17 protein-coding genes and 1 pseudogene are annotated in these 24,085 nt (G+C 62.5%); 3 read left to right on the forward strand and 15 right to left on the reverse strand.

Annotated elements, in window-relative coordinates; translation table 11 throughout:
* Positions 1-10 precede the first annotated feature (10 nt).
* Complete coding sequence (locus ACGFK1_RS13135) at positions 11-1,396, forward strand: glycosyltransferase family 4 protein (protein WP_393429156.1); 1,386 nt, start codon at positions 11-13, stop codon at positions 1,394-1,396.
* A gap of 195 nt (positions 1,397-1,591) precedes the next feature.
* Here ACGFK1_RS13135 and ACGFK1_RS13140 read toward each other — a convergent pair whose 3' ends face one another.
* Positions 1,592-2,917, reverse strand: coding sequence for a UDP-glucose dehydrogenase family protein (locus ACGFK1_RS13140; RefSeq protein ID WP_393429159.1), 1,326 nt, complete (start codon positions 2,915-2,917; stop codon positions 1,592-1,594).
* A 212-nt stretch (positions 2,918-3,129) separates the two neighbouring features.
* Positions 3,130-3,927, reverse strand: coding sequence for a hypothetical protein (locus ACGFK1_RS13145; protein ID WP_393429162.1), 798 nt, complete (start codon positions 3,925-3,927; stop codon positions 3,130-3,132).
* Between the two features lie 592 nt (positions 3,928-4,519).
* Between ACGFK1_RS13145 and ACGFK1_RS13150 the strand changes: the two genes are divergently transcribed.
* Together ACGFK1_RS13150 and ACGFK1_RS13155 are read left to right on the forward strand one after the other, a co-directional pair.
* Positions 4,520-6,862, forward strand: a complete 2,343-nt coding sequence (locus tag ACGFK1_RS13150; protein ID WP_393429165.1) for a GNAT family N-acetyltransferase — start codon at positions 4,520-4,522, stop codon at positions 6,860-6,862.
* Positions 6,863-6,922: 60 nt separating this feature from the next.
* Positions 6,923-8,158 carry a lipid II:glycine glycyltransferase FemX gene (locus ACGFK1_RS13155; protein ID WP_393429168.1) on the forward strand — a complete coding sequence of 412 codons (1,236 nt, stop codon included), beginning with the start codon at positions 6,923-6,925 and terminating at the stop codon, positions 8,156-8,158.
* Here the strand turns inward: ACGFK1_RS13155 and ACGFK1_RS13160 are convergent.
* The 13 genes and pseudogenes from ACGFK1_RS13160 to ACGFK1_RS13220 all read right to left on the reverse strand — a co-directional run bounded on the left by ACGFK1_RS13160 (position 8,151) and on the right by ACGFK1_RS13220 (position 23,792).
* Positions 8,151-9,206, reverse strand: coding sequence for a GNAT family N-acetyltransferase (locus ACGFK1_RS13160; RefSeq protein ID WP_393429171.1), 1,056 nt, complete (start codon positions 9,204-9,206; stop codon positions 8,151-8,153). The two genes, ACGFK1_RS13155 and ACGFK1_RS13160, sit on opposite strands and share 8 nt — an antisense overlap.
* A gap of 8 nt (positions 9,207-9,214) precedes the next feature.
* Positions 9,215-9,862 (reverse strand): sugar transferase, encoded by a 648-nt coding sequence (locus ACGFK1_RS13165; RefSeq protein ID WP_393429174.1) that lies wholly within the window; start codon positions 9,860-9,862, stop codon positions 9,215-9,217.
* Positions 9,849-11,174, reverse strand: coding sequence for a hypothetical protein (locus ACGFK1_RS13170; protein ID WP_393429176.1), 1,326 nt, complete (start codon positions 11,172-11,174; stop codon positions 9,849-9,851). Before ACGFK1_RS13170 ends, ACGFK1_RS13165 begins: the two co-directional genes overlap by 14 nt.
* Before the next feature lie 92 nt (positions 11,175-11,266).
* Positions 11,267-12,808, reverse strand: a complete 1,542-nt coding sequence (locus tag ACGFK1_RS13175) for a lipid II flippase MurJ (RefSeq protein WP_393429179.1) — start codon at positions 12,806-12,808, stop codon at positions 11,267-11,269.
* 66 nt (positions 12,809-12,874) lie between these two features.
* Positions 12,875-13,807: a hypothetical protein gene (locus ACGFK1_RS13180; RefSeq protein WP_393429182.1), complete on the reverse strand. Its 933-nt coding sequence runs from the start codon at positions 13,805-13,807 to the stop codon at positions 12,875-12,877.
* Positions 13,804-14,913: a DegT/DnrJ/EryC1/StrS family aminotransferase gene (locus ACGFK1_RS13185; protein WP_393429185.1), complete on the reverse strand. Its 1,110-nt coding sequence runs from the start codon at positions 14,911-14,913 to the stop codon at positions 13,804-13,806. Before ACGFK1_RS13185 ends, ACGFK1_RS13180 begins: the two co-directional genes overlap by 4 nt.
* The gene (locus tag ACGFK1_RS13190; RefSeq protein WP_393429188.1) at positions 14,910-15,962 is read right to left on the reverse strand and encodes a Gfo/Idh/MocA family protein; all 1,053 of its coding nucleotides are present in this window, start codon (positions 15,960-15,962) and stop codon (positions 14,910-14,912) included. Before ACGFK1_RS13190 ends, ACGFK1_RS13185 begins: the two co-directional genes overlap by 4 nt.
* Positions 15,963-18,109: 2,147 nt before the next feature.
* A pseudogene (locus tag ACGFK1_RS13195) lies at positions 18,110-18,241 on the reverse strand (NAD-dependent epimerase/dehydratase family protein); the annotation flags it as partial.
* A 185-nt stretch (positions 18,242-18,426) separates the two neighbouring features.
* On the reverse strand, positions 18,427-19,248 hold the full coding sequence (locus ACGFK1_RS13200; RefSeq protein ID WP_393429191.1) for a glycosyltransferase family 2 protein: 822 nt from the start codon (positions 19,246-19,248) through the stop codon (positions 18,427-18,429).
* A gap of 269 nt (positions 19,249-19,517) precedes the next feature.
* Positions 19,518-20,174 (reverse strand): LuxR C-terminal-related transcriptional regulator, encoded by a 657-nt coding sequence (locus ACGFK1_RS13205; protein ID WP_393429193.1) that lies wholly within the window; start codon positions 20,172-20,174, stop codon positions 19,518-19,520.
* Positions 20,175-21,514: 1,340 nt separating this feature from the next.
* Positions 21,515-22,156: a LuxR C-terminal-related transcriptional regulator gene (locus ACGFK1_RS13210; protein WP_393429196.1), complete on the reverse strand. Its 642-nt coding sequence runs from the start codon at positions 22,154-22,156 to the stop codon at positions 21,515-21,517.
* A 1,119-nt stretch (positions 22,157-23,275) separates the two neighbouring features.
* A complete protein-coding gene (locus ACGFK1_RS13215; RefSeq protein ID WP_393429199.1) occupies positions 23,276-23,572 on the reverse strand; it encodes a transposase in 297 nt (98 codons plus the stop codon).
* Complete coding sequence (locus ACGFK1_RS13220; RefSeq protein WP_393430146.1) at positions 23,481-23,792, reverse strand: hypothetical protein; 312 nt, start codon at positions 23,790-23,792, stop codon at positions 23,481-23,483. The genes ACGFK1_RS13215 and ACGFK1_RS13220 overlap by 92 nt, the downstream gene beginning before the upstream one ends.
* Between the last annotated feature and the right edge of the window lie 293 nt (positions 23,793-24,085).

Genomic DNA, 24,085 nt, shown 5'->3' on the forward strand with positions numbered 1-24,085 from the left:
GGGGGAGCAGATGCGGTTGCCGAAGATGGTCGAGCGCATGTTCGCTAGTGCGCGGTACAAGGCCCCCTGGGGAATAGCCAAAAAGGCCGCGCAGGACGGTGTCTTCGCGCCGGACTCACAACACCATCTGAGGAGCGGACACATCCTGATCGTCGTCGAAAACTTCTCGGTGCCGTCCGATCGCCGGGTGTGGCAGGAAAGCCGAGCGTTGACCGAGGCCGGATTCAGGGTCAGTGTCATTTGCCCGACCGGCGACAAGCGGGACATGGAACGTGAAGCCATCATCGACGGTGTGCGCATACTGCGCTATCGGTTGCGGCCGGCTACGGGTGGACTGCTCGGCTATGTCCGCGAATACACGCTCGCGCTCTGGCACACCTTGCGCTTGGCGTTGAAAATTCGCAGGACTGACCGTATCGATGTCGTGCACGCATGCAATCCTCCGGACATCCTTTTCCTGGTCGTACTGATACTTCGTCTTGGTGGCTCGCGTTTTGTCTTCGACCATCACGATTTGGTTCCCGAATTGTTTATTTCCAGGTTCGGCGACGTCCATCCCCTCCTCCAGCGGCTGACTAAGTGCGCCGAACGACTCACGTTTATCGCTGCTGACGCGGTAATTTCGACCAACGACACCTACCGTGGTATTGCCATAGAGCGCGGCAAAGTGCCTCCCGATCGTGTGGTCGTCGTTCGTAACGGTCCGGATTTACGGCGTTTCACGCGACGAGAACCGGATCCGGCGTTGCGGAGAGGCAAAGCCTACCTGCTCGCGTACTTAGGCGTGATGGGTTCCCAAGATGGAGTCGACTACGCATTGCGAGCGATCCGGCTGCTCAAGGACGAAATCGGGCGTGATGACATACATTGCATCTTTATGGGTTCCGGTGACGAATTCGACTCGCTAGTCGCTCTTGCTGCGGAACTTGGGATCAGCGATATTGTTGAATTCACCGGGTGGGTAGAAGATGAGTTCATTCAACGCTGTCTTTCGAGCTCCGATGTCTGCCTTGCGCCGGATCCCTTGAGCCCGCTCAACAACGCTTCCACCATGATTAAAGTCGTCGAATACATGGCACTAGGGAAGCCGATCGTGTCGTTCGATCTAGCCGAGACACGCGTATCGGCTGCCGAAGCGGCCGATTACGTTCCCGCCAATGACGAATACAAGTTCGCGCAAACAATCGATGCACTTTTGAAAGATCCAGGGCGACGCCGCCGGATGGGTGACTTCGGCCGCAGGCGGGTTGAAGAAGAACTCTCTTGGGATGTGTCGCGTCAAAAACTGGTCGACTTCTACCGTCAACTACTGGCTCTGCGGGCCGAACACCCGCAGCGACCGCTGCGCCAGCGCCGTCCGTTTGCACCTCCACGTAGGTATCGGAACTGGGCCTAAGAGGCGGAAGCTAGAATTCACATCAGGAAGCGTCGGTTGCGACTTCGACGAGTGATGTTGGGTTTCCACGAGCAGGTTTTTCGCCGCAGATTCCCTGCGCGACGTCACGAGGCGGGCAAGTGTCCCAAAGATCGTCGACCGGCTCGCAGATGACCCAGTTGACAGTCAACGGCTCGCGCTCTATTCGACGGTCGGCTAACTTCTTCCTACGCCGCGATACTTCCATCCCGCTCCACGCCAAGTTTTCGGATCTAGGCAATTCCGCCCATCAATTATGTTTCGTTGCCGCACCACGCCCTCTAGATCTCCGGGCACCAATTCCCGGAACTGCAACCACTCTGTGAGCACGAGCGTCACGTCCGCTCCGTGGCAGGCCTCGACCATCCCGGGCGCATATTCAAGCGTCGGGAAAAGTGCCCGCGAATTGTTCATTGCCTTCGGGTCGTAGACGACGACGGAAGCGCCCTGCAGTTGAATCTGGCCAGCAATATTTAGAGCCGGCGAATCCCGCACGTCGTCAGAGTCGGGTTTGAACGCCGCGCCGAGCACCGCCACCCGCGCGCCAATCAGTGAGCCACCGACTATGTCTCGGGTGGACTCCATCATGCGGGTGCGCCGCCGCATGTTGATGCTGTCGACTTCACGTAGGAATGTCAATGCTTGGTTGGCACCCAGTTCCCCCGCGCGGGCCATAAATGCACGAATGTCTTTCGGCAAGCACCCGCCTCCGAAACCGATGCCTGCGTCAAGGAACTTGCGGCCGATCCTGGCGTCGTACCCGATTGCATCCGCCAGCACCGAGACATCTGCACCTGACACCTCACATAATTCGGCCATCGCATTGATGAAGGAAATTTTTGTCGCCAGGAAGGCGTTCGCCGACGTCTTGACCAACTCCGACGTTGCCAGATCGGTGACCAAAAACGTTGTGCCCTGCTCCAGAAGTTTCGCGTATATCTCCCGAGCAACTTCTTCGCCGCGCCCAGGACGCTCTTTATCCACACCCAACACAATCCGGTCCGGATGCAAAGTGTCGTGGACCGCGTGCCCCTCACGCAAAAACTCGGGATTCCATGCCACGTCGACTGCGTCGCCAGCAGGCGCTAACGAACGCGCCCGAGTTCTTAGTTGCGCGGCCGTGCCGACCGGAACTGTCGACTTCCCGAGCATTACCGCTGGCTCGGTCAACAGCGGTGCCAGCGTTTCAACCACGGCGTTGACATACGTCAGATCTGCCCCAAACTCGCCCTGCTTCTGTGGAGTCGCTACCGCGATAAAGTGCAGGGTCGCAAACTTTGCGGCCTCCTCGTACGAAGCAGTGAATCGCAGCCGGCCATTATCAACATTGCGCTTGAGTAGCTCGTCAAGGCCTGGTTCGTAAAAGGGCGCTTTCCCCTCCCGCAGTTTCGCCAGCTTATTCGTATCCAAGTCGACACCCAGCACTACGTGCCCCAATTCGGCCATGCACGCAGCATGCGTAGCACCTAGGTAGCCTGTTCCGAAAACCGCGATACGGGCCATGTGAAGATTCTCCAATGTTGGCTAGAGCGTCGGACCTGTTTTGTTCGCCGCAAATGTCTTTCTCTCCCCAGGAAAGTTTTCGGGCAACGCGCTTCGCGTTGGTGATTACGAGGCCAACAGCATTGACATAGGGCAGCGATGCTGGCGGTGAGATCCGAATCAGTCTGAGCACGCGCCAACTTTGCCAGGCCGTCGCTGGATAGCCGAGTATCCTACAAACGGGTCCAGGGCCGTTCGTCCAACGGGCGCTGTACGCGCTGTATGTAATCCAACGCCGGACCGTCCCTCCACTCTCCGGAGTAGTGCCACCCTAAACAACCCGGCAGATCGCCGGGGATGTAGCCGTCCTTGCGGAGGTAGCTTGCCCAACCCTCGAAGCATCCGCGAATATAGGCCAATCCATAGTCGACGTTGAAAGCTGTGTGTAGCTGTGAGTCCGGCCACGAACCTGGCCGGAAGATGTACTTGAGCTGCAGCAGACCGAAGCTCGTCGGGCACGGCACCCGGTAACCGCCGACGCATAGTGACGGATCGTTGACTTCGTCTCCGACGTGCGCCTGCCGCCATGATGACTCTGCCCACGCTACCGCGCGAACCACATCGGTACTGAAGCCCCATTTGCAGGCACCCCACGCGATGATCTGATCGGTCGTGCCCGTGAACTGTCCATTGATACGCGGAACGAACAATTGGTTCGCCAATGGATCCCAGAATTCGGGCCACGGCGGAAGCGCTAGACCGCTCGGGACCGAGTTGTTCGCTGCCGTGTTCTCGGGCCTGCTTTCGCGATTGGATCCGACTTGCTGGGCGTACGCCGCGCAATGCTGATCGGAAGGCAGGGGGGAGCCGACAGGTAGTGTCCCGGCGGCGCTCTCTATGGGCACTCGCTCAGGTGCCGAGATCCCCGGTGCGGCCCGATTGCTGACGATAAGGACCATAACGAGCACGACGGCAATGGTGCTGGCGATAGCCCAGATCGGGAACCAATTACGGGTAAGCAGCTTTGACATCTGTAATCCGCCCCTCGTCGGCGATTCGGTGAACCACCCGGCCCAGCGTCGTAACTGTTACAGGCCGACCTGAGAGAGTGACCTCGACACGTCTTAGCGAATACTACTCCGACAGACGGCGAACGGAAGAAAGTTTGCTTTACTGGATGGGTGCCCGATGGGGCGAACAGCAAGAGCTCGGCGTGCTGCATGAACACACCGCGGCTGCTCCCATCACCCGGACACCGCTGCGCCATTCATGGGCGCCGACACCGCACGACGTCTTGGCGTGTACGCTGCCTTCCTCCCGCCTGCTGCGAATCTGCCGCGGGTTTCGCGCGGCGCCGAGCAGTGATGTCTGCGAGCGGGTCCGTCAGTTCAACAGGAACTGTTCTGGGAGCGCGGTCACTCAGACGAGCATCGGACCACCGTTGACCGAGTCGCTCCAACGATGATTGGGTGGCAGCCTGTGCGGTGGTGTGCCGTTGCACGCCTAGGCCGGAAACCTCGGCGCTCTTGATGGGTCTCGGCAAATCTCACCTCTTACGCTGGCAAAGGGATACGGTTTGCTTCAGAGGGTCAGTACGCGATTAGGCGATATCAAGGGGGCGCCGTGCCGCGGGTGTGTGTCATTCGATGCCACTACTTCAGGGACACCCGCGTCCAGCGCGAGGTCGCCGCCCTGCTCGAGCGGGGTCACCAGGTGCACGTGCTGTGCCTGCGGGACCGGAGCGAACCGCTGCATGAACACCGCGGTTGCCTCACCATCACCCGGATACCGTTGCGTCATGCAATGGGTGCCGGCACCACACGACGTCTCGCCGAGTACGCTGCGTTCTTCCTCTTGGCTGGCTTAGGAGTCAGTGCGCTACACCTACGCCGCCGTTTCGACCTGGTACAGGTCAACTCCTTGCCGGACGTCTTGGTATTCGCCGCGCTTCTGCCGCGACTCACCGGAGCTCGGATCCTGCTGGATTTGCAGGAACCCTCACCGGAGTTCTACGCAGCGAAGACACATGTCGGGCTACGACATCCGGTCGTGCGGCTGGTCACCGCGCTCGAGCAGGCCAGTATCCGGTTCGCAGACGCAGCTGTGACGGCAACTGAGCCGATGCGACAGGCGTTCATCGCCCGCGGCGCCGCGCCGGACAAGATCACCGTCGTGATGGACGGATCAGACGAAGAGGTATTCGACCCCACCCGACTCCCCCAACGCGGGCGCGACGACGACAAGTTCGTGCTGGTCAGTCACGGCACGATCGAGGCCCAGTATGGACTGGACACGGTCATCGAGGCGGTCGCCCAGCTGGCCGCCACGATTCCTTCACTTGAGCTGCGCATCATCGGCGACGGTTCACAACGCCCGGCCTTGCAGGCGTTGGCGTCCCGCCTCGGGGTCTCGGACCGCGTGGTGTTCAGTTGCGGATTCATCCCGGTCGACGAGCTGGTGGCGACGCTGGCCACGGCCGATGTCGGCGTCGTCGCGATGAAGCAGGACCGATTCCGCGACCTCACGCTCGCGGGAAAGATGTTCGACTACATCACCATGGGCGTCCCCATGGTGGTATCGATTACGCGTTCGGTGCAGGAAACCTTCCCTCCGGGCTGCTTCGAATCTTTCATCAGCGACGACCCGGACGACTTGGCCCGCGCTGTCGAACGCCTGTACAAGGATCCACAGCTGGCCATGGCTTATGCGAATCGGGCAAAAGAGGCCGCACAGCCTTATTCGTGGCCGGTACAACGCCAACACTACTGGCAAGTCGTCGACGCCCTGCTCGATCTGCCAGCAACATCCGATTGCGGCTTTGTGCAACCACCTGGCGGTAATATAACCCTCAACGGCCGCGAATCGCTGGCGGTTACGCTGACCCGCCAGCCCGGCGCATCGGCGCTCGCCATGTGGGACCAATTGGTGCGGAAGGTGCCCGGGAGCGACGTCGCACAGCTGTCAGCGTGGGCCGACGTGCGCCGGGTAGCCGGATTCGAGCCGCTTTACGTGCTTGTTCGCCGGGGTCCCGAACTGGTGGGTGGAGCGCTGGTGATGACGCGGAAACTGCCTGTCGTTGGCGAAGTCGGCTATGCGCCGTACGGCCCGCTGATCTCACCGGAGGCGGACCGAGACCCCGTGATCGCTGCACTGGCCGCCGCACTGCGGGGTCTCGCCCAACGAAAGATAAGGATGCTTTTCATCCAACCACCGCTCGGCGGCAATGACATCAGCCGGGAACTTCAACAGGAGGGCTTTCGGCCGTCTAGCGCCGGCATCGCCCCGGTCGCCTCGCTGCGCCTGGACCTTACCCGAGGGGAAGACGAGCTTCGGGCAGGACTGCGAAAGCGCCTGACAGTATGGACCCGAAACTGGCCAAAGCGTGGGGTGCACGTCCGCCGCGGCACCCAGGACGATGTAGCACTCCTGGCCCGGCTGCACGCCGCGAGCGCGCAGTACCAGGGCTTCGAGCCCATCCCACACAGTTACCTCGCGAACCTCTACCGGCGGCTGGCCCCGGACGGTCACGCGGAGTTGTTCGTCGGGGAGATCGAGGGCAGGCCGGTGGCCGCCCGTTTGTACACCAGCTGCGGAGGTGTACTCAAAGCACGTTTGGCCGGCATGGGACGTGACCCCGCGGCGGGGAAGCTAAGTGTCCCGGCCGCCGTCGAATGGGAAGCGATCCGGTGGGCGAAGGCCAACGACTACCGCTGGTTCGATTTCGGCGGGATCAGCGACACGGCGGTTTCGATACTTGAAGATGAGCAGGCCGACTCGTCCATGCTGACGAGTGCCGAGGCGTTCAAGTCATCGTTCGGAGGGACGCCGTTCCGCTACCCGACGCCCGTAGAGCGGATCTCGCCTGCTATCCGGATCGCCTATGACCTCTCCCAACGCTGGCCTGCTGGGCGCCGCATGGTCAAACGGACGGCGAACCATCTATTGCGGATCGGCCACGGGTCCTGAGGTCGTGGCTGGGATCAAGCGAAGTAACGGTGAAGAAGGGCCAGCGGATTCAAAATGGTCATGTCATTCGGGAAGCGGGCGAAGAACGCCCAACCGCATGCCCTGCGGGATGGCGCGGCGCCGACTGACGGCAGTTTGTCGGCGCCGGTCACAGGCAACCAAAGCCGCGAACTGTCAGTCACGCTGACCCGCCAACCCGATGCGTCGACAACGGCCGCATGGGACGAGCTGGTGCAGAACGTGCCCGGCAGCGACGTTGCTCAGCTGTCCGCGTGGGCTGATGTGCGTCGGGCAGCCGGTTTCCAGCCTCTGTATGTGTTTGTTCAGCGGGGTATCGAACTGGTCGGCGGCGCGTTGGTGTTGGGACGGAGACTGCCTCTGATTGGGGAGGTCGGCTACATACCGTACGGCCCGGTGGTCCGACCGGAGGCGGACCGAGACCCGGTCGCCATCGCGCTCGCTACAGCCTTGCGGCGTCTGGCCCGCACAGAGTTGCGGATGATCTTCGTCCAGCCGCCGCTCGGCGGCAATGACGTCAGCCTTGAACTGCAACGGCAGGGCTTCCGGTCGTCTGCGGCCGGCATCGCCCCTACAGCCTCACTTCGTCTAGATCTGGACCGAGACGAGGACGAGCTGCGCGCGGGGCTGCGGAGGCGCCTCCAACGATGGACCCGGAACTGGCCGAACCGGGGTGTGCGGGTCCGCCGCGGTACCCAGCAGGATGTAGCTCTGCTGGCCCGGCTGCACGCCGCCAGTGCGCTGCATCAGAACTTCGAGCCACTTCCCCTCGACTACCTGGAGAACCTCTACCGGCGGCTGGCCCCGACCGGTCACGCGGAATTGTTCGTCGGAGAGATCGACGGCAAGCCGGTGGCCGCCCGCCTGTACACCAGCTGCGGAGGTGTACTCAAGGAACGGCTGCTCGGCATGGATCGAGACTCCGAGGCGGCGAAGCTAAGCGTCCCGGCCGCCGTCGAATGGGAGGCAATTCGGTGGGCGAAGGCAAGCGGCTACCAGTGGGTGGACTTCGGCGGGATCAGCGACAAGGCGGCGTCGATACTTGAAGATGAGCGGTCCGACTCGTCGAAGCTGACGAGTGCCGAGGCATTCAAAGCATCGTTCGGAGGGACGCCGTTCCGCTACCCGACGCCCGTCGAGATCATGTCCTCGCCGGTGATCCGGATTGCCTACGACCTCGCCCAACGCTGGCCGGTTGGGCGCCGCATGGTTAAACGGACGACGCACCATCTACTGCGGATCGGCCGCGGATCGCGCGGTGCCGTGCCGATCAGGTGAAGTAGCGGTAGATAAGGGATCCGGCCCGCTCGGTGATGTGGTCGGGCACCGCATCCTCGGTAAGCAGGCGCGTCAGCTCGCCGAGCAGCCGACCGGAGTCGCGAGCATTATCCGAGTCCTCACCGGCGGATCGTAACGTCACGATCCGCCGCTCCTCGCTGGCCCACTTGCGCTTGTATGCGACGAGCCCTGGTTGATCCAGATCGCTTAAGCCCCAGTCCAATCCGCGTAACCCCCGCTCGGACGCCCAGCGCAGGGCGGTCCACGCCAGCGCATCGTTGGGCCGTAACGACAATGTGGCCGCCAGCGATGCACCGAACTTGTAGTACAGCACGTCGTTCCATACGAGATAGACGGCGCCCGCAACCGGTTCGCCGTTGACGCGCGCCAGTAAGGTGACGATGCCGTCATTGACGGAGAACTCCTGCCAGATCCGCTCGAACAGGGTGAACGGCTGGGCCAACAACCGATACTTGTACTTGCGGAGTGATACATGCAGCCGGTGATAGATTCGGATGCCGTCCATCCCGGTCACCGCTTCGACGCGCACGCCGTTACGCTCCGCGGCGGCGATGTTCCGCCGGGCTGCGGAGCTGAGTGACCGGTAAATGTCTGTTATGGGCGCATCCAACGGGGTGCCGTGCCAAGCGGCCTCGCCCGCTTGCACGAGCCGGGCGTCGACCGTCGGCACAGCAGCGTCGAGGCAGCGGATTTGGAGCGGGGCGTCGGTTTGCAGCGCGTCGTGCACTAACGACCACCACATCGCCCGACCAGACACGAATGGCTCGGCTCGGTCTGAGAACGGCAGACTGACCAGCCGGTCACCGCGGATGTCACTGATCGGCACCCATGCGAAGCCGTCGGTTGGACGTCCTGCGGCATCGGTGGCGACGCGTGCCTGCGGTGTAAACCCATAGGTGTCGCACACCGACCTGATCCACGGCGGCGAGGTGAACAGGCTGCCTTCGGCGGTAACCGCGAGCGTGTGCCAACGCGGATCGGTACGAGGATCGGCGGTGACTACCGTCGGCTGGGTGGCCGAACCCATCACGGTACTCAGCGGGCACCATCCGTGCGGAGCAGCACCGGAACGGTCCGGGCCAGGATTGCGACGTCGCCGCGTAACGTCTTGTGCTGGACATAGTCGACGTCGAGGCGAAGCATGTCCAGGGTGCCGAGGGTGCTGCGGCCACTCACCTGCCAGAGCCCGGTCACGCCAGGGCGAACAGTAAACCTTTCCCGGAATTCGCTCGGGAACATCTCCGCCTCCCATTCCAGACAGGGGCGCGGGCCGACCAAAGTCATGTCTCCGCGCAGGACGTTGATCAGCTGCGGCAGCTCGTCAAGGCTGGTCCGGCGCAGGAACGAGCCGAACCGGGTGATGCGGGGATCGCCGTCGAGCTTCCAGCTTCCTCCAATAGAGGTATCTTCACCGCGCAGCTCCTGGGCGATGAGGTCACGCAGGGCAGTGTCGTCGCCGCCGATTCGCATTGTTCGAAACTTGTAGAACGAAAACGACTGTCCGTCGAGCCCGACCCGTCGCTGTGTGAAGAGCACTGGGCCCGGGGTGCTCAGTTTTATCGCGACAGCGATTATGGCCATCACCGGTGCCAGCACGACCAGCGCAGCCCCGGCGACGAGGATGTCAGCGGCCCGGCGAGCCACCCGCTCCGATGTTGCTGTCCGATGCTCAGGACGTCGCATCATTGCTCCTTTCCTCGAGAGCTCGGCCGGTGACGAGCCCGATGAGCGTAAAGAGCAGGTCACCCGGCCCCCGCATGAACAGGTGCGGATCTAACAGCAAAAGGATCACGATCATCCACCACGCAATGGCAAGGGCGGATGCGCATGCACCGATACCGTCGGTCCGCCAACTGAGCCGACCGGTCCACCTGAGAACAGCCCAAGATAGAACGATGAAGGCGGCGAGTAGCGGCACCCCGCCGATCCATAGCAACTGGAGAAATCCCGACTCGAGGTACACGACATCGCGCCAAGTGTCGGGTGGGATCACGACCGAGTTCGGTGACACTCCTACGAGGAACCGACAATTCTCGACGAGTTCCGGGATGTAGAAGTGGCTCAAATTGTCCCATCTCACGCGCCAGCTTTGCGGAGAGCCACCATTGGAGAACTCCTCGAGTCGGCCGCGCAATGCCGGAGAACCGAGCAGCATCGCAACAACAAACATCGGTGCAAGGCGAACCGCGGATACCCGCGCCTTCGGTACACGCCAGAAGATCAGCGCGCCGATCACAAGCGCCCCCAACCAGGTCGAGAACTGGCCCGCGGCCAACAACCCCGCTGCCAGTACCAGCCCGGCGCCGAACCGGGTCCATCTATGAATCAGGCCACGGACCGCCGATGCGATCAGCAGGGTCAGGCCGATCAAGATGTAGTCGCCCGTGGCGATCGGGCTCGTGAGTGTCGCCGAGCCACGCTGGTCCAGAAAATCGGCGCCTGGGTCGATATTCTGGAGCACTGTGAGGACCGGTCCGACGCCCAGGGTCTGGAGGATGGCGATGGCGGCGAGACCGACCGCGCCGCCGATGATCAGCCGGATGCACCAAACCACGTGGGTGGGGGTGCGCACCGTGGTGCGAACGAGCAGGAGAAGCCCTGCCAGCTTGCACACTGGGAGTACTGCCATGACGTCCGAGGAACCGGGAGGCACGCCCCGCAGCAGCATCGAGCAGATCGGCCACAGAGTGGCGAGGAGGACGAATGTTGCGAGCGGTATGTCCAACGGGCGGAGGCGAAGCTGCAGCGGCGCACCTCTCAGGGCCCGGACATAACCCCCGGCCATAGCGGCGGCCATGAGCAGGATTAATAACGCCTCGTTCGGCCGCAACAGCGGGATCAACGTGCCGCGCTCGATGCCGGCGATGAAGGGCAGCGTTGCAAGGTACAGGTAGGTGGCGAAGACCGGCCGCCAGGCGACCAAACTGAGCAAGCCGACCCCGAGGGCAATGACGACAGCGACCGGTCCGACGGCCGCGGCGAGGAGGCCGGTCACCAACGCTGCCGCGATTGCGGTACCCGTTAACGCACCGGAAAAGGACGGGTGAGCCACCGGCTGGCGAGGTTGGCGACCCCGGACGTCAACGCTCATGCCGCCGCCCCGGGATGCCGAGTGGCGGCATGCAATGTCAAAGCGAACAATCCCAAGGCGAGCGCCGCCGTCATTCCGACAATGAGAAGGTTTCCGAAGCGGTTGCCGTCGAGCGCGTGGACTAGGAACCACCCTCCGGCGACCACAGGCAGCATGCCGATTGACGCGAGCGCCGCCGCCCGCACCCGTCCGCGGTCCGCGAGCGCCTCGGGCCGCACGACCTGCCGCAGCAAAATGATCACTGTGGCCGCCGCCGCGACGTCGCCAACTAACACAGCACCCCCCAAACCGATCAGCCGGTCGGTCCCGGCGAGCTCGAGCAAGGTGAACAGTGCCGCGGTCAGCGTGACGCCGAGACCCACGAGCGCCGCTATGCGGGGGCCGCGGATGTCGAGCCGGGCGAACAGGGCTTGCCGGCCGACCTCGTACAGCCCCCCCGCGAGCTGCGCTACTGCCAGCACGACAATGCACCCGGCGAGCGTCCCGACCAGCTCGCCGACGCGGAGCTCACCGTTGGCGAGGACATCGGCGATCGGCCAGGCAAACGCCACCATGAGAAACAATGACGGCAGGCTCGCGGTGAATGCGTATGCGAGACCCTGGCGCACCTTGTCGGCAAAGACTGATACGTCGCTTCCGTAAGCGGCATCTGACAGCGCGGGCAGCACGGCCGTCGCCACTGCTCGCGCTCCCAGAGCCACAAGTGTCGCGTAGACGGCGTAGGCGATCTGCAGAACTAGCACCCCGCCAGGGACCGTCGCCGCTGAAGCGACCAGCGTGAAATAGGCGGCCTCCGGGCACGCCGCGATGACGAATGACTGGCGGACCCGGTGAGTGATTTCACGGGTGAGCGGGTCCCACCGGCGCCGCAGGCGGGGCCATATCGGAAGGCCCACCCGGGCTGCCCCAACTAGCTGCAGCGCCATGTGCAGGGCGACGGACAACGTGCTGCCCAGACAGAGCAGTATCGGCAGGCCAATCGGTGCATTGTCCATGTCGACGTGGGGCGCGTAAACGAGCCCAACTGCGACGACGGTTGCCATCACCCCCACGTTCTCCACTGCCGGTGCCGCGGCGGCAAGCGCAAAACGCCCCCTGGCCTGCTGCGCAGCCGCGCCCAGAGCCGCGATTATGTAGAACATGATCTGAGGTGCGACGAACAGGAGCATCACAACAGTAAGGTCCTCGGCCCGGTCGCGGGTCGCGGCGTCGGCAATGCCAAAGGTTAGAAGCCGGGCGATCAACGGGGAACCGAGCACTAGGACCAGCGACGCCAGGGCCATCAATACGAGCAGAAATCCCGCAAGCCGGCCAAGGAGGTCGCCAGCACTGCGGTTCCCGCAGTTAGCGGTGGTCCGCATAATTGCTGGCACGACCACAGAGCCGAGCACGCTGCCCACGATGGAGAGATAGATGATGTTCGGGACGGTGTTGGTCGCAACGAAAGTGTTGGCGAAAAAGGTGGGTCCGAACACAGCGCCGATGACGACGACCCGGCCACAACCGGTCACCCGGCTGACCAGCGTCCAGGCCGCCACCGTCGCTGAGCTGCGAACTGCCCTCGTCGGTGCCTGAACCCCTGCCCCCGCCTCTCGCATCTCAGCTCACGAACGGAGACGGCGCCGAGCGACGAGGAGGACGATAAACGCGGCCACGAGGAATGCCGTCGCCGCGCCGGCCCCGGCGGAGATCAGCGGCTTCGGGCGCACTTGTTGAGGGACCGGGTACGGCTCGGTCAATATCCGAGCTGGCGGACCGGCCGCGGATTGCGGGTCGGACGACGTTGTCGGTCTGGGTTGGAGAGGGTCAAGAAGACTTTGCAGAACCTGCTCCCGACGGGCCAGTCCGAGGGCTACGTCTTGTGGCAGGTCCGGTGCCCGCCTCTGAATCTGCACCTCAGAGATGTTGAACATCAGATAAGACAGAACCGGGTCCTTCCAGTCCTTATTCGCCATCGCTATATACGCGTCGATGATGCTTTTCAAGATCAGCTGTGCACGCTCCCGCGTCTGGTCCCGCACCTCGACCTCGATGATCTCGCTGCTATCGACAACTCTCGCGGAAACGTGCTCGGTCAGGGTTTCTGGAGGAATCCCATACTGGAAGGCCACCGGCGCGAGCACGACCCGGCTGCGTAGCAGGACCAGCTGAGTGGTCAGCCTGCGATCCTCGCGGAGGAGTTCGTTTGGCTGTGAGTCCGTTAAGCGGTAAACGAGCTCCGCACGGGCCGCGTATTGCTTTGGCAGAAGCAGAGTTCCGAAGAACCCGGCGCCTGCACCGATCAACACGACAAGAACAGAAAGAAGGGCGAGGCCGAGGTTTGCGCCCCATGGAAGCTTGCGCTGTCGACTCGGAGCCGCGGTCCGAACGGCGTCGTCGTAGCTGCCCGGCCTCGATTCGGCCTCGGCATCGACCATGGCGTCGTCATAAACTATGGCCTCGTCATGGACGATGTAAGAGCCGTTGCCGTTGATGACCGGTATCCAGCGGGCGTCTACGAAATCGCCCTGTGGAAGTCGGCCGGTGGTATCAGTCATTTCGAAGCCCTCCAGAGCATTTCGCACACTCGGTCCACTTGTGCGTCGCTGAGCGTCGGGGACATTGGGAGCGAGAGGATCTGCTCCGCAGCATCTTCGGCGACGGGTAACGAATCGGCGAACTCTTGGTATGCCGGCTGCCGGTGACATGGGATCGGATAGTGAATGCCCCAGCCGATCCCATGGCGGTCAAATTCGGCCGTTACGGCGACGCGGTCCTCGACGCGAATCACTGCGAGGTGGTGCACGGATTCAGCTGCGGGATGCGTCGTGACCGGCCGACACGACGGCGGGAGTTGTCGACAGTATCGGTCCATCGTGCGGCGGCGCGCCAGATTCGCCTTATCTAGGTTGGCGAGCTTGATGGACAACATGGCTGCCTGCAGGGTGTCCAACCGGCTGTTGCGCCCGCGGTCGTCGTGGCGGTGCCGATCCCCGCTGGCTCTGCCATGGTTGGCGCGCCTCTGTATATGCTGAGCGAGCGCCATATCTTGGGTGACGACCGCGCCACCGTCCCCCAATCCGCCCAGGTTCTTCCCCGGATAGAAGCTGAAACTTGCAGCCGCCCCAATACTTCCGGCCCGCCGTCCACGAAGCCTGGCACCGTGTGCCTGCGCAGCATCCTCGATCACCACCAGGCCGTACCGTCGGGCCACAGGGCAAAGAGCGTCTAGGTCAGCCATCTGCCCGAATAGGTGCACCGCAATGACGGCGGCCGTCGCCGGGCCCGCGGCCGCCGCGACCGCCTCAGGGTCGATCAGCAACGTGTCCGGCAGCACGTCGACGAACCGGGGGCGGGCGCCCACTGCGCACACCGCTTCCGCCGTGGCGACGAAGGTGTTTGTCGGAACGATCACCTCGTCGCCCCGTCCGATTCCGATACCGGCGAGGATGAGTTCAAGGGCGTCCGTGCCGTTCGCCACCCCCACACATGCATTGGTCTCGCAGTAGGCAGCAAAGCTTTGCTCAAACCGTTCCACTTCGGGGCCACCAATGAACCGCCCGTGCTCCAGCACCTTCTTGAATGCGAGCTCGTAGTCGCCCTGAAGGCCGCCGTTAACAGTGGCCAGGTCAAGAAATGGCACAGAATCAACGACTTCGGTCACGAGGCGACCTCCGCGGTGCCGACCGGCGTTACGATGCGTTCGCGTCGCGCCGCAGGTGGCGGGATCCGAGCGGGTGCACCGGTGGCGAGGGCCTCGTCGATAGCGGCTAGCACCCTTACGACGCCCAAACCCCGTTCGCCCGGAGTGTCAGGGCGATTGCCCGTCCGAATGCAGTCGATGAAGTGCGTGTCCTGGACGAGCAGCGGCTCAATGAACTGCACGTAGGGAGATGTGATATCGCCGGTACGGTAGGTGACGGGCACCGCATACCGGGTCGGTCCCTCGCACATCTCCGCCGGGGCCACACCGACGTCGTAGATCCGGATGCGGTCGATGTCCGAAACGTCGTTGTAGACCGCCATCTTTCGCTCACCCACTACGGTGACCCGGCGCACCTTCCTCGGATCCAGCCAGCTCACGTGGACGAAGGCCGGTGCACGTGGGAAGTCCAGTCGCAGGTAGGCGACATCGGCGTGCACGTCGCCCACGTTGCGCTGCGCCCACGCGGCCGTCATCTCTGGGAACTCGTCCAGCAGGTAGGAGATGATGGAGATGTCGTGCGGCGCGAGGTCCCAGATTACGTTGCAGTCGTTCTGGTAGCGGCCGAGGCTCAGTCGCGCTGTGTCGACGTACAGGATGCGACCGAGTTCGCCGGAATTGATGATCTCCTTCAGCTTCCACACCGCGGCGTTGTACTCAAAGGTGTGTCCGACCATTAAGGCCAGTCCACCGCGGTCCGCTGTATCAACGAGCTCTTCGGCGACTGCGACCGAAGTGGCCAATGGCTTCTCTACCAGGGTGTGGAGCCCAGCCCGCAGCGCCTGCAGCGCGACCGGGCCGTGACTGTGCGGAGGGGTGGCGACAACGACGGCGTCCAATTCGTCCTGGACTTCGTCGAGACGTAAAGCGACGTGGATGGCGGAGAAGGACGTCATAGCCTCGCGTAGCCGATCCGGTTCGCTTTCGATGACAGTCAGCTCCACACCGGGCACGCCAGCCAGCACGCGGGCGTGCTTGGATCCCCAATACCCGTAGCCGATTACCCCCACCCGAATCGGCCTATCCGGTACGTGCCCTGGTGGACACAGCACGTCAAACAAGCCATTCAAGCGCGGTGAGTTCGCCGTGCTCATTGCTCCCCCTTCCGCATACCGCGCAAGCGCGGCGTTGGAACAACTAGGGACTCGCAAATCGAAGATCTGCGAGGCGAACGGAGCGATCCCAAGTGAGGCGACACCGCTACTCCCTTCCATCTACGCCGACAAACCTGATGTCGGCAAATTTATCAGAATTAGCTAGACGGATGTTTTTTGGCCAGTCTCGATCTTGTGCTGCGACACTACCATTTGCTGCGGATCCTCGACAAGCAAAAATTTTCGACCTCGTTGATATAGATACAGTAAGCGAGGCTCATTATCTGGCTCGGGCCAAATATTCAGCTCGTTTGAGCTGATAATTCGCCGATCCGTAGTCCACGACGCCGCGCGTCGCACGAGGCGCAGACGGTGACGTTTGACGATAAGAGGTGCTTCTAGCAATCTCATAAGCTTAGAAGCTGCTCTGCTCGAACTGGTCCGGGCGCCTAGATTGCTGATCTAGACGCGAGTTCACATATGTCGCTAGCTCATATACAGCAATCACGTTCCCGCTCACAAGGTGTTCCGACACCCCAAACCGCCGATGTGACCGTCGGCTGACGATGAGACAACTGGAAGGCTGGCGTCTACATCGCTGACTGAGGGTGCGACCCCCTTCTTGCCCAGTACAGCGACATAACGAGACCGGCTGATGTCGTGCGCCACCGTGCTGGGCATCGCCGTAGCCGTAATGAGGTCTCCTAGTCGGCGCCACTAGACACCCCGCCTGAACCAGAACCCGATTCATTACCAGAACCCCCACTGGAGCCAGAACCCGATCCGCCACCAGAACCCCCGCCTGAGCCAGAACCCGGTCCGCCACCAGAACCCCCGCCTGAGCCAGAACCCGGTCCGCCACCAGAACCCCCGCCTGAGCCAGAACCCGGTCGGCCACCAGAACCTCCACTGGGACCTGTGGCGTGCCCGCCGCCTGGACCAAGATCGTCGGGTCGACCGCTTGAACTCCCATGTGAAGTACGTGCCGATCCGCCTTGGGAATGCTCCGCTGGTTTCGGCACGGTGGATTGTTCAGCCACTGGGGGCGACGTCGGCTGGGGCGGACTACTCGGGGGCGGACTACTCGGGGGCGGACCACTCGGAGGCGGACTAATCGGCGGCGGACTAATCGGGGAGGGAATCGGCTGCGGGAGTTCAAGCTTCGGCAAGTTGGGGATCACCGGCTTCATGATGATGTGTGCCCACGCCCGTATGTCCAACCACCGCGGCAATGGAGTCGGCCCAAGCGGGACTTCTGGAAGCGTGCCTCCTCCGCCCCCACCGCCGCCGGCTGGGGCCAACGGCGGCGGCGTAAATTCAGGTTGCAGAGTCATGGTTGTAGCCGGTGAAATACCCGGAACTTGCTGACTCGGGACACGTGAAGATTCCGTCATGGGCAAGTTCGGGAATTTGCGCTGTATGAAATCGAGAAACTGGCTCACGTCCGCCACCTCGTGACCCGGGGACTCGCGGAAGCTGTCAATCACTACCGCGGCTAGGGACGAAACGGCGCCGAACTTAAGGTTCGGCAGATCCGAGAACTCCGTATCTGTCGAATCACTGCGGGATAGGTCAGGTTTAGGGTTGAGCAGATCAACGGCTGTAATTGGGTGTTGAACCGAGGCGAACAGCAGTATGGCGCTGAATGCAAGACCACCCGCCATAATGCCGGCGCGAGCAGCGTCAGGATTGCGAGCACCTCGCTGTCCGTTGTTGGATGTCTTCACCGCTTCCCATAAGCGTGGATTATTGGTCAGGTCGGGCATGATCCAGCCCTCCTTATGGGTTTTGTGTTTGCTGCCGTAGCTGACGCGGATCGACCATCACCGAGTGACGACGGCTTGACCGAAGGCCTGGCGCCGGCAATCAAGGGCTGGTTAGAGGTCCTAGCGCGGAACATTCGATGCATCCTTCATGCGGCGTATCCCATCCGGGACCGTGATGGGAGCTTTCCGCCCCAGTACCTCCTCGGCTTTGGCCGGGTTCAGCGCGACGGCATGTAATTCATCGCTGTGGGCAGCACTCATCAGGCCGTATACCTCTGTGACGGTGGTGTGCCGGAATGCCGTCTCCAGGTTGTCCGTGTCACCAGTGCTCAAGTTGTCGATTCCAACCACGTGGTGGCCTTCCGCCAGGAGGCGGTCGACCAGATTTGATCCGATGAATCCGGCGGCACCGGTGACGAGGGTTCGCATTATCGGTAATTTCCTTCTGGCCCAATGCCTTTGAGCTCTTCGTCCTCGATGACTACACCCGGAGATCCGAGGTTGTGAGTAGGGCGGTCCGCCTGCGACCACGCGGACACGTAAGTCGCCGTGCCGGTGGAGCCGGGTAGCTACCACCGACCCCACCGGCGGTGGATGGCGTCTTGCACCGTCATTCATTGGTTGCCGCCTTGCGCAGTAGTGCGATACCTCTCCCTGCAGATGAGGCGCGCCACCGAACCATTTCCCTGCCGCGACGACGCGAGAGCCTGTGGCACACCTACGAAGTCGCCGTGGCCCAGTAACCGGAACCACAGGCCCATATCCGTCGGAGTCAACAGGTCCCCCCGACAACCCCCGCATCGATCGAAGCTTTCCTGTCGGAACAACCCCGAAACCGGAGGGCCGATGGGATCGGCGCTGCTGCGAGCCATTCTCCTGATCACCCGCTCCGCGGAGTGGCGGCCGACAAGGCCGGCCAGTCCGCATGCAGAGGCCAGCAGCTTGTCTTCATCATCGATGTAATCGCTCCGAACAGCCACAAGCGCCACGTCGGGGTTGTCCTCGAGCACTTTGGCTTGCTTGGCGACGCAGTCGGGGTGGAGCAAGTCGCCAGGACAAACCAGCTTCACGAACTGACCATTACTCTGCTCCACGGCCAGATTGAAGTTGTCAGCGATGGGAACCGTTGTTTCGCTTCGGATTATCCGAACGCGATCATCGGTGATCGCTGCCAGGGTGTCTCGGATGTCGTCGGAGTTGTTGTTATCGACGATCACGACCTCTAGCTCGGCGCCGTGCTGCGCCAAGCAACTGTCGATTGTGGCCCGCAGATGGCGCTTCGCCTGGAAAGCACTAACGCAGAGCGAAACCTTGGGCCGACGGGCCCGAGGCCAACGCGGTTTCGCCATGGCAATCGGCCGGTACCCTTCGACGATGTCGGCCCAACTACTGATCGGCCGCATCGTCGGCGATTTCACAAGCGTCGGGGCGCTCATCTCATCGCCTCCGCGTGCGGGTCGCCAGTATGCGTCGGTAGCAGCTCGATGTCAGTCGCATGCGTGAGGCACGCGACGATGCCACACATCAGCGACACCATTGGTCCGAGCCGGCGGTCGACTGTAGCGGTGCCACTGGCGACGGGCCGAGAGCGGCCGGTTCGTTCGCTAGTGGCCGCCGATTTCGACCCAGAGCTAATTCACTACGCACCACTTCACTATCGGTGCCCGCGCGGGCGGCGTACATGGACCATCGGACCCAAATTTCATTAGGCCTCGGTCTGGTTCTTACGGGCGCCTCGCTCAGACGAGATGGCGCGGGAAAGGGCCGCCGCTTCGGCACGCGTATGTACACCGAGCTTCGTCAACAGGTTGTGGACGTGGTTTTTTACCGTATGCACGGCGATGTTTAGCCGTGCTGCGATATCGCTGTTCGATCGGCCTAGTTCCAACATTTTGAGGATCTGGGCCTCCCTCGTCGTAAGTGCCAGGTCCCGTCCCGCTGGTTGCGGCTGAGACGCCAGGCTCGAGAGTCGGCGGAGCAAAATAGCCGATACCCGTGGCGGACAGATGGATTTTCCGCCAGCGACGTTGTGTATCAACATGATCAGGTCATCAAGTGAGTCGCTGCGCACATGGTAGCCGGCCACCCCCGCTTCGGCGCACGCGATGATCTTCTGCTCATCCTCTTCTGGAGTGGCCACAACGATGATCCGCGCTCCCGGACTGATGTCCATCGCTGCCCGTATTAATAGATGACTGCCTCGAGTGTCCATGTTGACCAACACCAGATTCGCGTTGGTTTGTTCGAAAGCTCCTACTAGCGACGGTAAGTCCCACGCGGTGCCCGCAACGGCTATCCCCTTCAGGGCGAGGATGCCCGCGAGGATCTCCCGAAAGAGGGTGCAATCATCGATGATCAGCACCCCTTCAGCGCCTACGAGGTCCTGCCTCGTTGCGCCCTCGGGCGCCGGATTCAGAACGCCGCCGAAATTCGCTGACCCTCGGGAACTACCGTGCTTCCGCCCCGTGATATCTGTCGACAGCGCCTCAGGCCCGCTTGGGGTTCCATCACCATTTGGTGGCTGCCCGACGGCCGTCGTCGGAAGAGCGAGCGAACCGAGCGGGTGCCCACCCCCCGCGAGTAGGGGTACCGCTCGGCCCGAGCGATCAGCAACGACATTCACGGTGCGAGATAACCTTGCTACGGTCCCCAGTTCGGTCGCTTCTCTTTCCTCCATTTGTCCATCTCCGCGGGTTAGGTCGCGCGGGTGCTGGTGACCGCACCGTCGTTCTTGGGGTTCGATCCGCCTGAGGAACCAGCATTCGAGGGTCCACTCGAAGAGCCGCCACTGGTGCTGATCGAAGTGCCGGCATCAGTACCGCTGCGAGGGGCCCCTGTTCTGCGCACCGGAGGTGCCGCTATTCGGATGGCTGGTAGAACTGCCATTGGATCCGCCCTCAGACACGTGAGTGTCCGGATCCGATGAAGTTGGAGGATCCGGCGTGGCTGGTGCTGGTTCAGGAGTTGCCGACGCCGTTGCAGTGGTGGGTTCGGTGACGTGTACATCAACGCCTGCCGAAACCGTCGGTGGGAACCGTCGGTTGGGGTGCCGCCGTCGGAGAAAGCCGACGGCCCAGCGGCTGCCGTCATCGGCGGGTTGGGACTTGCCGAACTCGCGATGGCCACAGTGGTGGGAGCCGGTGCTACCGATGGTGCTACCTGCAAGGTTTCGGGAGGTGTCGAAGCCAGCGCAACAGCCAGCGTCGAAATTTTCGCCTGAGGCGCCAGCACTTGGGGTGCGGGCTCGGGCCCCCGCGACTGCATCGATGCCGGCAACACCCTGGTGAGGAGTCCGTGAAGCCCTGCCCCCGCGAAGCGTTGGCCCGTTGACGAACTCCCAGCACCTGTCTGATGCGGCCTCACTGGTCGATCCCCGCAGAGATATGCCGGAATGAACTCGGCTCGGCGCAATGTTGTCGGCGGCACCGTCATCGAACGTCGCATCGGCGGCCGGTTGGTGCGACCATACCGGCGGGGGTATGCGCATCGGCCCTTAGTCAGCAACAACACGTCCTGTTTGCCCGGCTGGCATCCGTGGTACTTCCGACCGCTGAGCATCGCACGCACGGAGGTCGACGAAGAACACTGGGCGCACTCTCGGTCTCGAGCTCTAGCTAACGCGTATGGCACCGATCCACTATTAACCCGTGCGTACCCGGCGGTATATGAGCCATCGGACCCATTTTGATACCGGTCCTCGGACTAGTTCTCGCCCGCCAGTTCGGGATACCGGATGGACCTCGCGTAGGCCGCTGCCGCTGCTCGGGTGTTGACCCCGAGCTTGCTCAACACCCTGTGGACGTGGTTCTTCACCGTGTGCAGTGCAATACACAGGCGGTCGGCGATCTCTCGGTTTGAGAGGCCTGATTCGAGCAATCGAAGGATCTGGATCTCGCGCGCGGTCAAAGCTAGTTCCTCCACCTCGGGCCGCCGCTGGGCGGCGAGCGTCGACAGTCGTCTGAGCAGAATCGCGGAAACCCGTGGGGAGCAGAGAGATTCCCCGTTGGCGACCCTGGACATGAGCGTAAGGAGGTCATCGAGCGACTCTGCCCGCAGATGGTACCCAGCAACGCCCGCTTCAGCACATGCGACAATCTCCGATTCGTCGTCCTCCGAGATGCCGACGACTATCACCTTCGCTTCAGGGCACCTATCCCTCACCAGTCGAAGCAAAGTGAGACTGTCGCGGGTACCCATGTTGAAAAGAACAATGTCCGGAGCGACGTCACCGAGCGCAGCACACAACGAGGGCAGGTCCCACGCCACCGCCGACTCGGAAGCACCGTGGGCAGCGAAGATGGCCGCAAGGTTCTCGCGATTTAGCTTGCAGTCATCAACGATCACGAAGCTGGCGTCAGGAACGGCACACCCGCGTTCGACCTGGCTCGACGGACCTGCCGCTGCGAAGCTGTCGAGCCGAGCATGTCCGTTGTTCAGTGCATCCGCACCTTCATACCGCAGAATCGGATGACTCGCGGTCATCCCTCCACCTGCCGAACCCGAAGGCGAGCTGTCCATCGGCCGTGTAAATCGGCTCGGCAGGTCAGTCGCAGCCGCGTCATGCAGCCGGTCGCGCCCCCTCGGTCGAAGCTCTTCCAGGTGACCCACACCCGGCAGGTTGTGTCGTCCCGATGTGGTATGTCGTAGGTGAGCCACTTTTCGGACTCCACTCCATAATCAACGCCATTGATAGTGATCTGCCATAGGTCGCGTCCGGACGCATGCACTTCGGCCCTTAGGCCTGTGGTGCGGGTGACAAGCGCTAGAGCACGCTGTTGCGTACCGACGACGCGATGGCCCCCCTCGGCTCCTCACCCGCAGGGCCACGTGCCGTCACTGCCTTTGGCCCTACCTCTATGGTGATTCCCCGTATTCGATTGTCCTCCAAGTGATGCCAATGTTAGGCATTTGCCGAAAACACGGTCAATGCGCACCGTACCGTCGCCGAGCAAATGTTTGCGTTAGCAACGCAGCGGACAAGGAACTGGGTCGACCTACTTCGGAATCCTCCAAAGCAAAAGACCTGTTAGAACCCGTTAGTTCATACCAATGGTACGAAAGCAGCGCGGATTACGTAGGCGATAATTTATTTGGCCGACTATTCTCGGTTGAAACAACTAGTCGTGCGGATGACGACGTAACGAGGGCGGCACGGGCGGCATCGGCGCATACGGTCGCCGCTGGCTTGGGCGCGGTACCTAGACCACTGCGGTCGGGATGAGCAACTTTTCTACGAATTCGACAGATAGTTGACAACCTTTGCCGCATCGGTCGTAGCACGGCGCACGGCTAGACGGCGCCTCTCTGTGTCAAGCGATGCGGTTGTGACTTGTAGGGTGGGTTCGGCTGGCCCGGTGAGTGACTTGTCCGAAGTGCTGGGGATGGGGTGTGAGCCGCCCGCGCTGGATATTGGAGTCGCCCCCGCCTGTCCCGCGGAGGCCTGCCTCTATCAAGGAGTTTGCGTCACGCAGAAGCTGTCGGTAGATGATGTCGGAGAGTCGTCGTTTGCGGCAGCGCAAGGCTTTCTCGGTGGGTCTTGCCGGCAGCTCGCTTTCGGCGGCAGTAGGCCCGTCCTGGGGTGTCTCGGCTGATCTGACTGATCGCCATGGTGTGTATGCAGCAGTTGAGTTGGCGGTCTCCGGCACGGGAAAGCCGATGGCGGGTGACGTCACCAGAGGAAGCTGCAATGGGTGCGGTGCCGGTGTAGGAGGCGAATGCATCGGCCGAGCGGAATCGCTGGACGGCCCCGACGCGGGCCAAGATCTTGGCGGCGTTGGAGCGTGCCGATACCGCTGAGTTCGGTCAGGGTGGTGCGCGATGATTCCACTGCTGTGGTGACGTCGGCAGCGGCTTTGGTGATCCGGCGATCGACTGCACGGATCTCAGCGAACAGGTCGGCGGCCAGGCTGCGCAGTGTCTTGGCGGCGGATCCGCGGGGCCGGATCTGACGCAGGATGTCAGCGGCGCGGTCAGCGGTCAAACCCCGCGGGGGCCCCCGCTGGCGTGAGGTGGGTGAGCAGCACATGTAGCCGGTTGATCGTTTGGGTTCGAGTCTTGACCAGATCGTCACGGTGTTCCACCAGGGCACGTCACCGACGTCCCGGCGAAACTGGCAGCTCGTATGCGGGTGCTGTCCACTGGGCATGGCCGCAAAACGGATGAGACGGCCCCGATGCCATCTCGGTCGGCATCGCCGCGCTGACCGCGACCCGACTCAACACCGCGTCCGTCGAGGCCGCCATCACCGCGCTGGGTGCCGTCGGCGTGCAGCCG

The organism is Mycobacterium sp. NPDC048908 (assembly GCF_043197955.1).
In the GTDB taxonomy this organism is placed as follows: domain Bacteria; phylum Actinomycetota; class Actinomycetes; order Mycobacteriales; family Mycobacteriaceae; genus Mycobacterium.

Excerpts from the sequence above, each read along its gene's own strand:
- ACGFK1_RS13135 (WP_393429156.1), top strand. The coding sequence starts at position 11 with ATGCGGTTGCCGAAGATGGTCGAGCGCATGTTCGCTAGTGCGCGGTAC.
- ACGFK1_RS13140 (WP_393429159.1), bottom strand. The coding sequence starts at position 2,917 with ATGGCCCGTATCGCGGTTTTCGGAACAGGCTACCTAGGTGCTACGCAT.
- ACGFK1_RS13145 (WP_393429162.1), bottom strand. The coding sequence starts at position 3,927 with ATGTCAAAGCTGCTTACCCGTAATTGGTTCCCGATCTGGGCTATCGCC.
- ACGFK1_RS13155 (WP_393429168.1), top strand. The coding sequence starts at position 6,923 with ATGTCATTCGGGAAGCGGGCGAAGAACGCCCAACCGCATGCCCTGCGG.
- ACGFK1_RS13160 (WP_393429171.1), bottom strand. The coding sequence starts at position 9,206 with ATGGGTTCGGCCACCCAGCCGACGGTAGTCACCGCCGATCCTCGTACC.
- ACGFK1_RS13165 (WP_393429174.1), bottom strand. The coding sequence starts at position 9,862 with ATGCGACGTCCTGAGCATCGGACAGCAACATCGGAGCGGGTGGCTCGC.
- ACGFK1_RS13180 (WP_393429182.1), bottom strand. The coding sequence starts at position 13,807 with ATGACTGATACCACCGGCCGACTTCCACAGGGCGATTTCGTAGACGCC.
- ACGFK1_RS13200 (WP_393429191.1), bottom strand. The coding sequence starts at position 19,248 with ATGAGCGCCCCGACGCTTGTGAAATCGCCGACGATGCGGCCGATCAGT.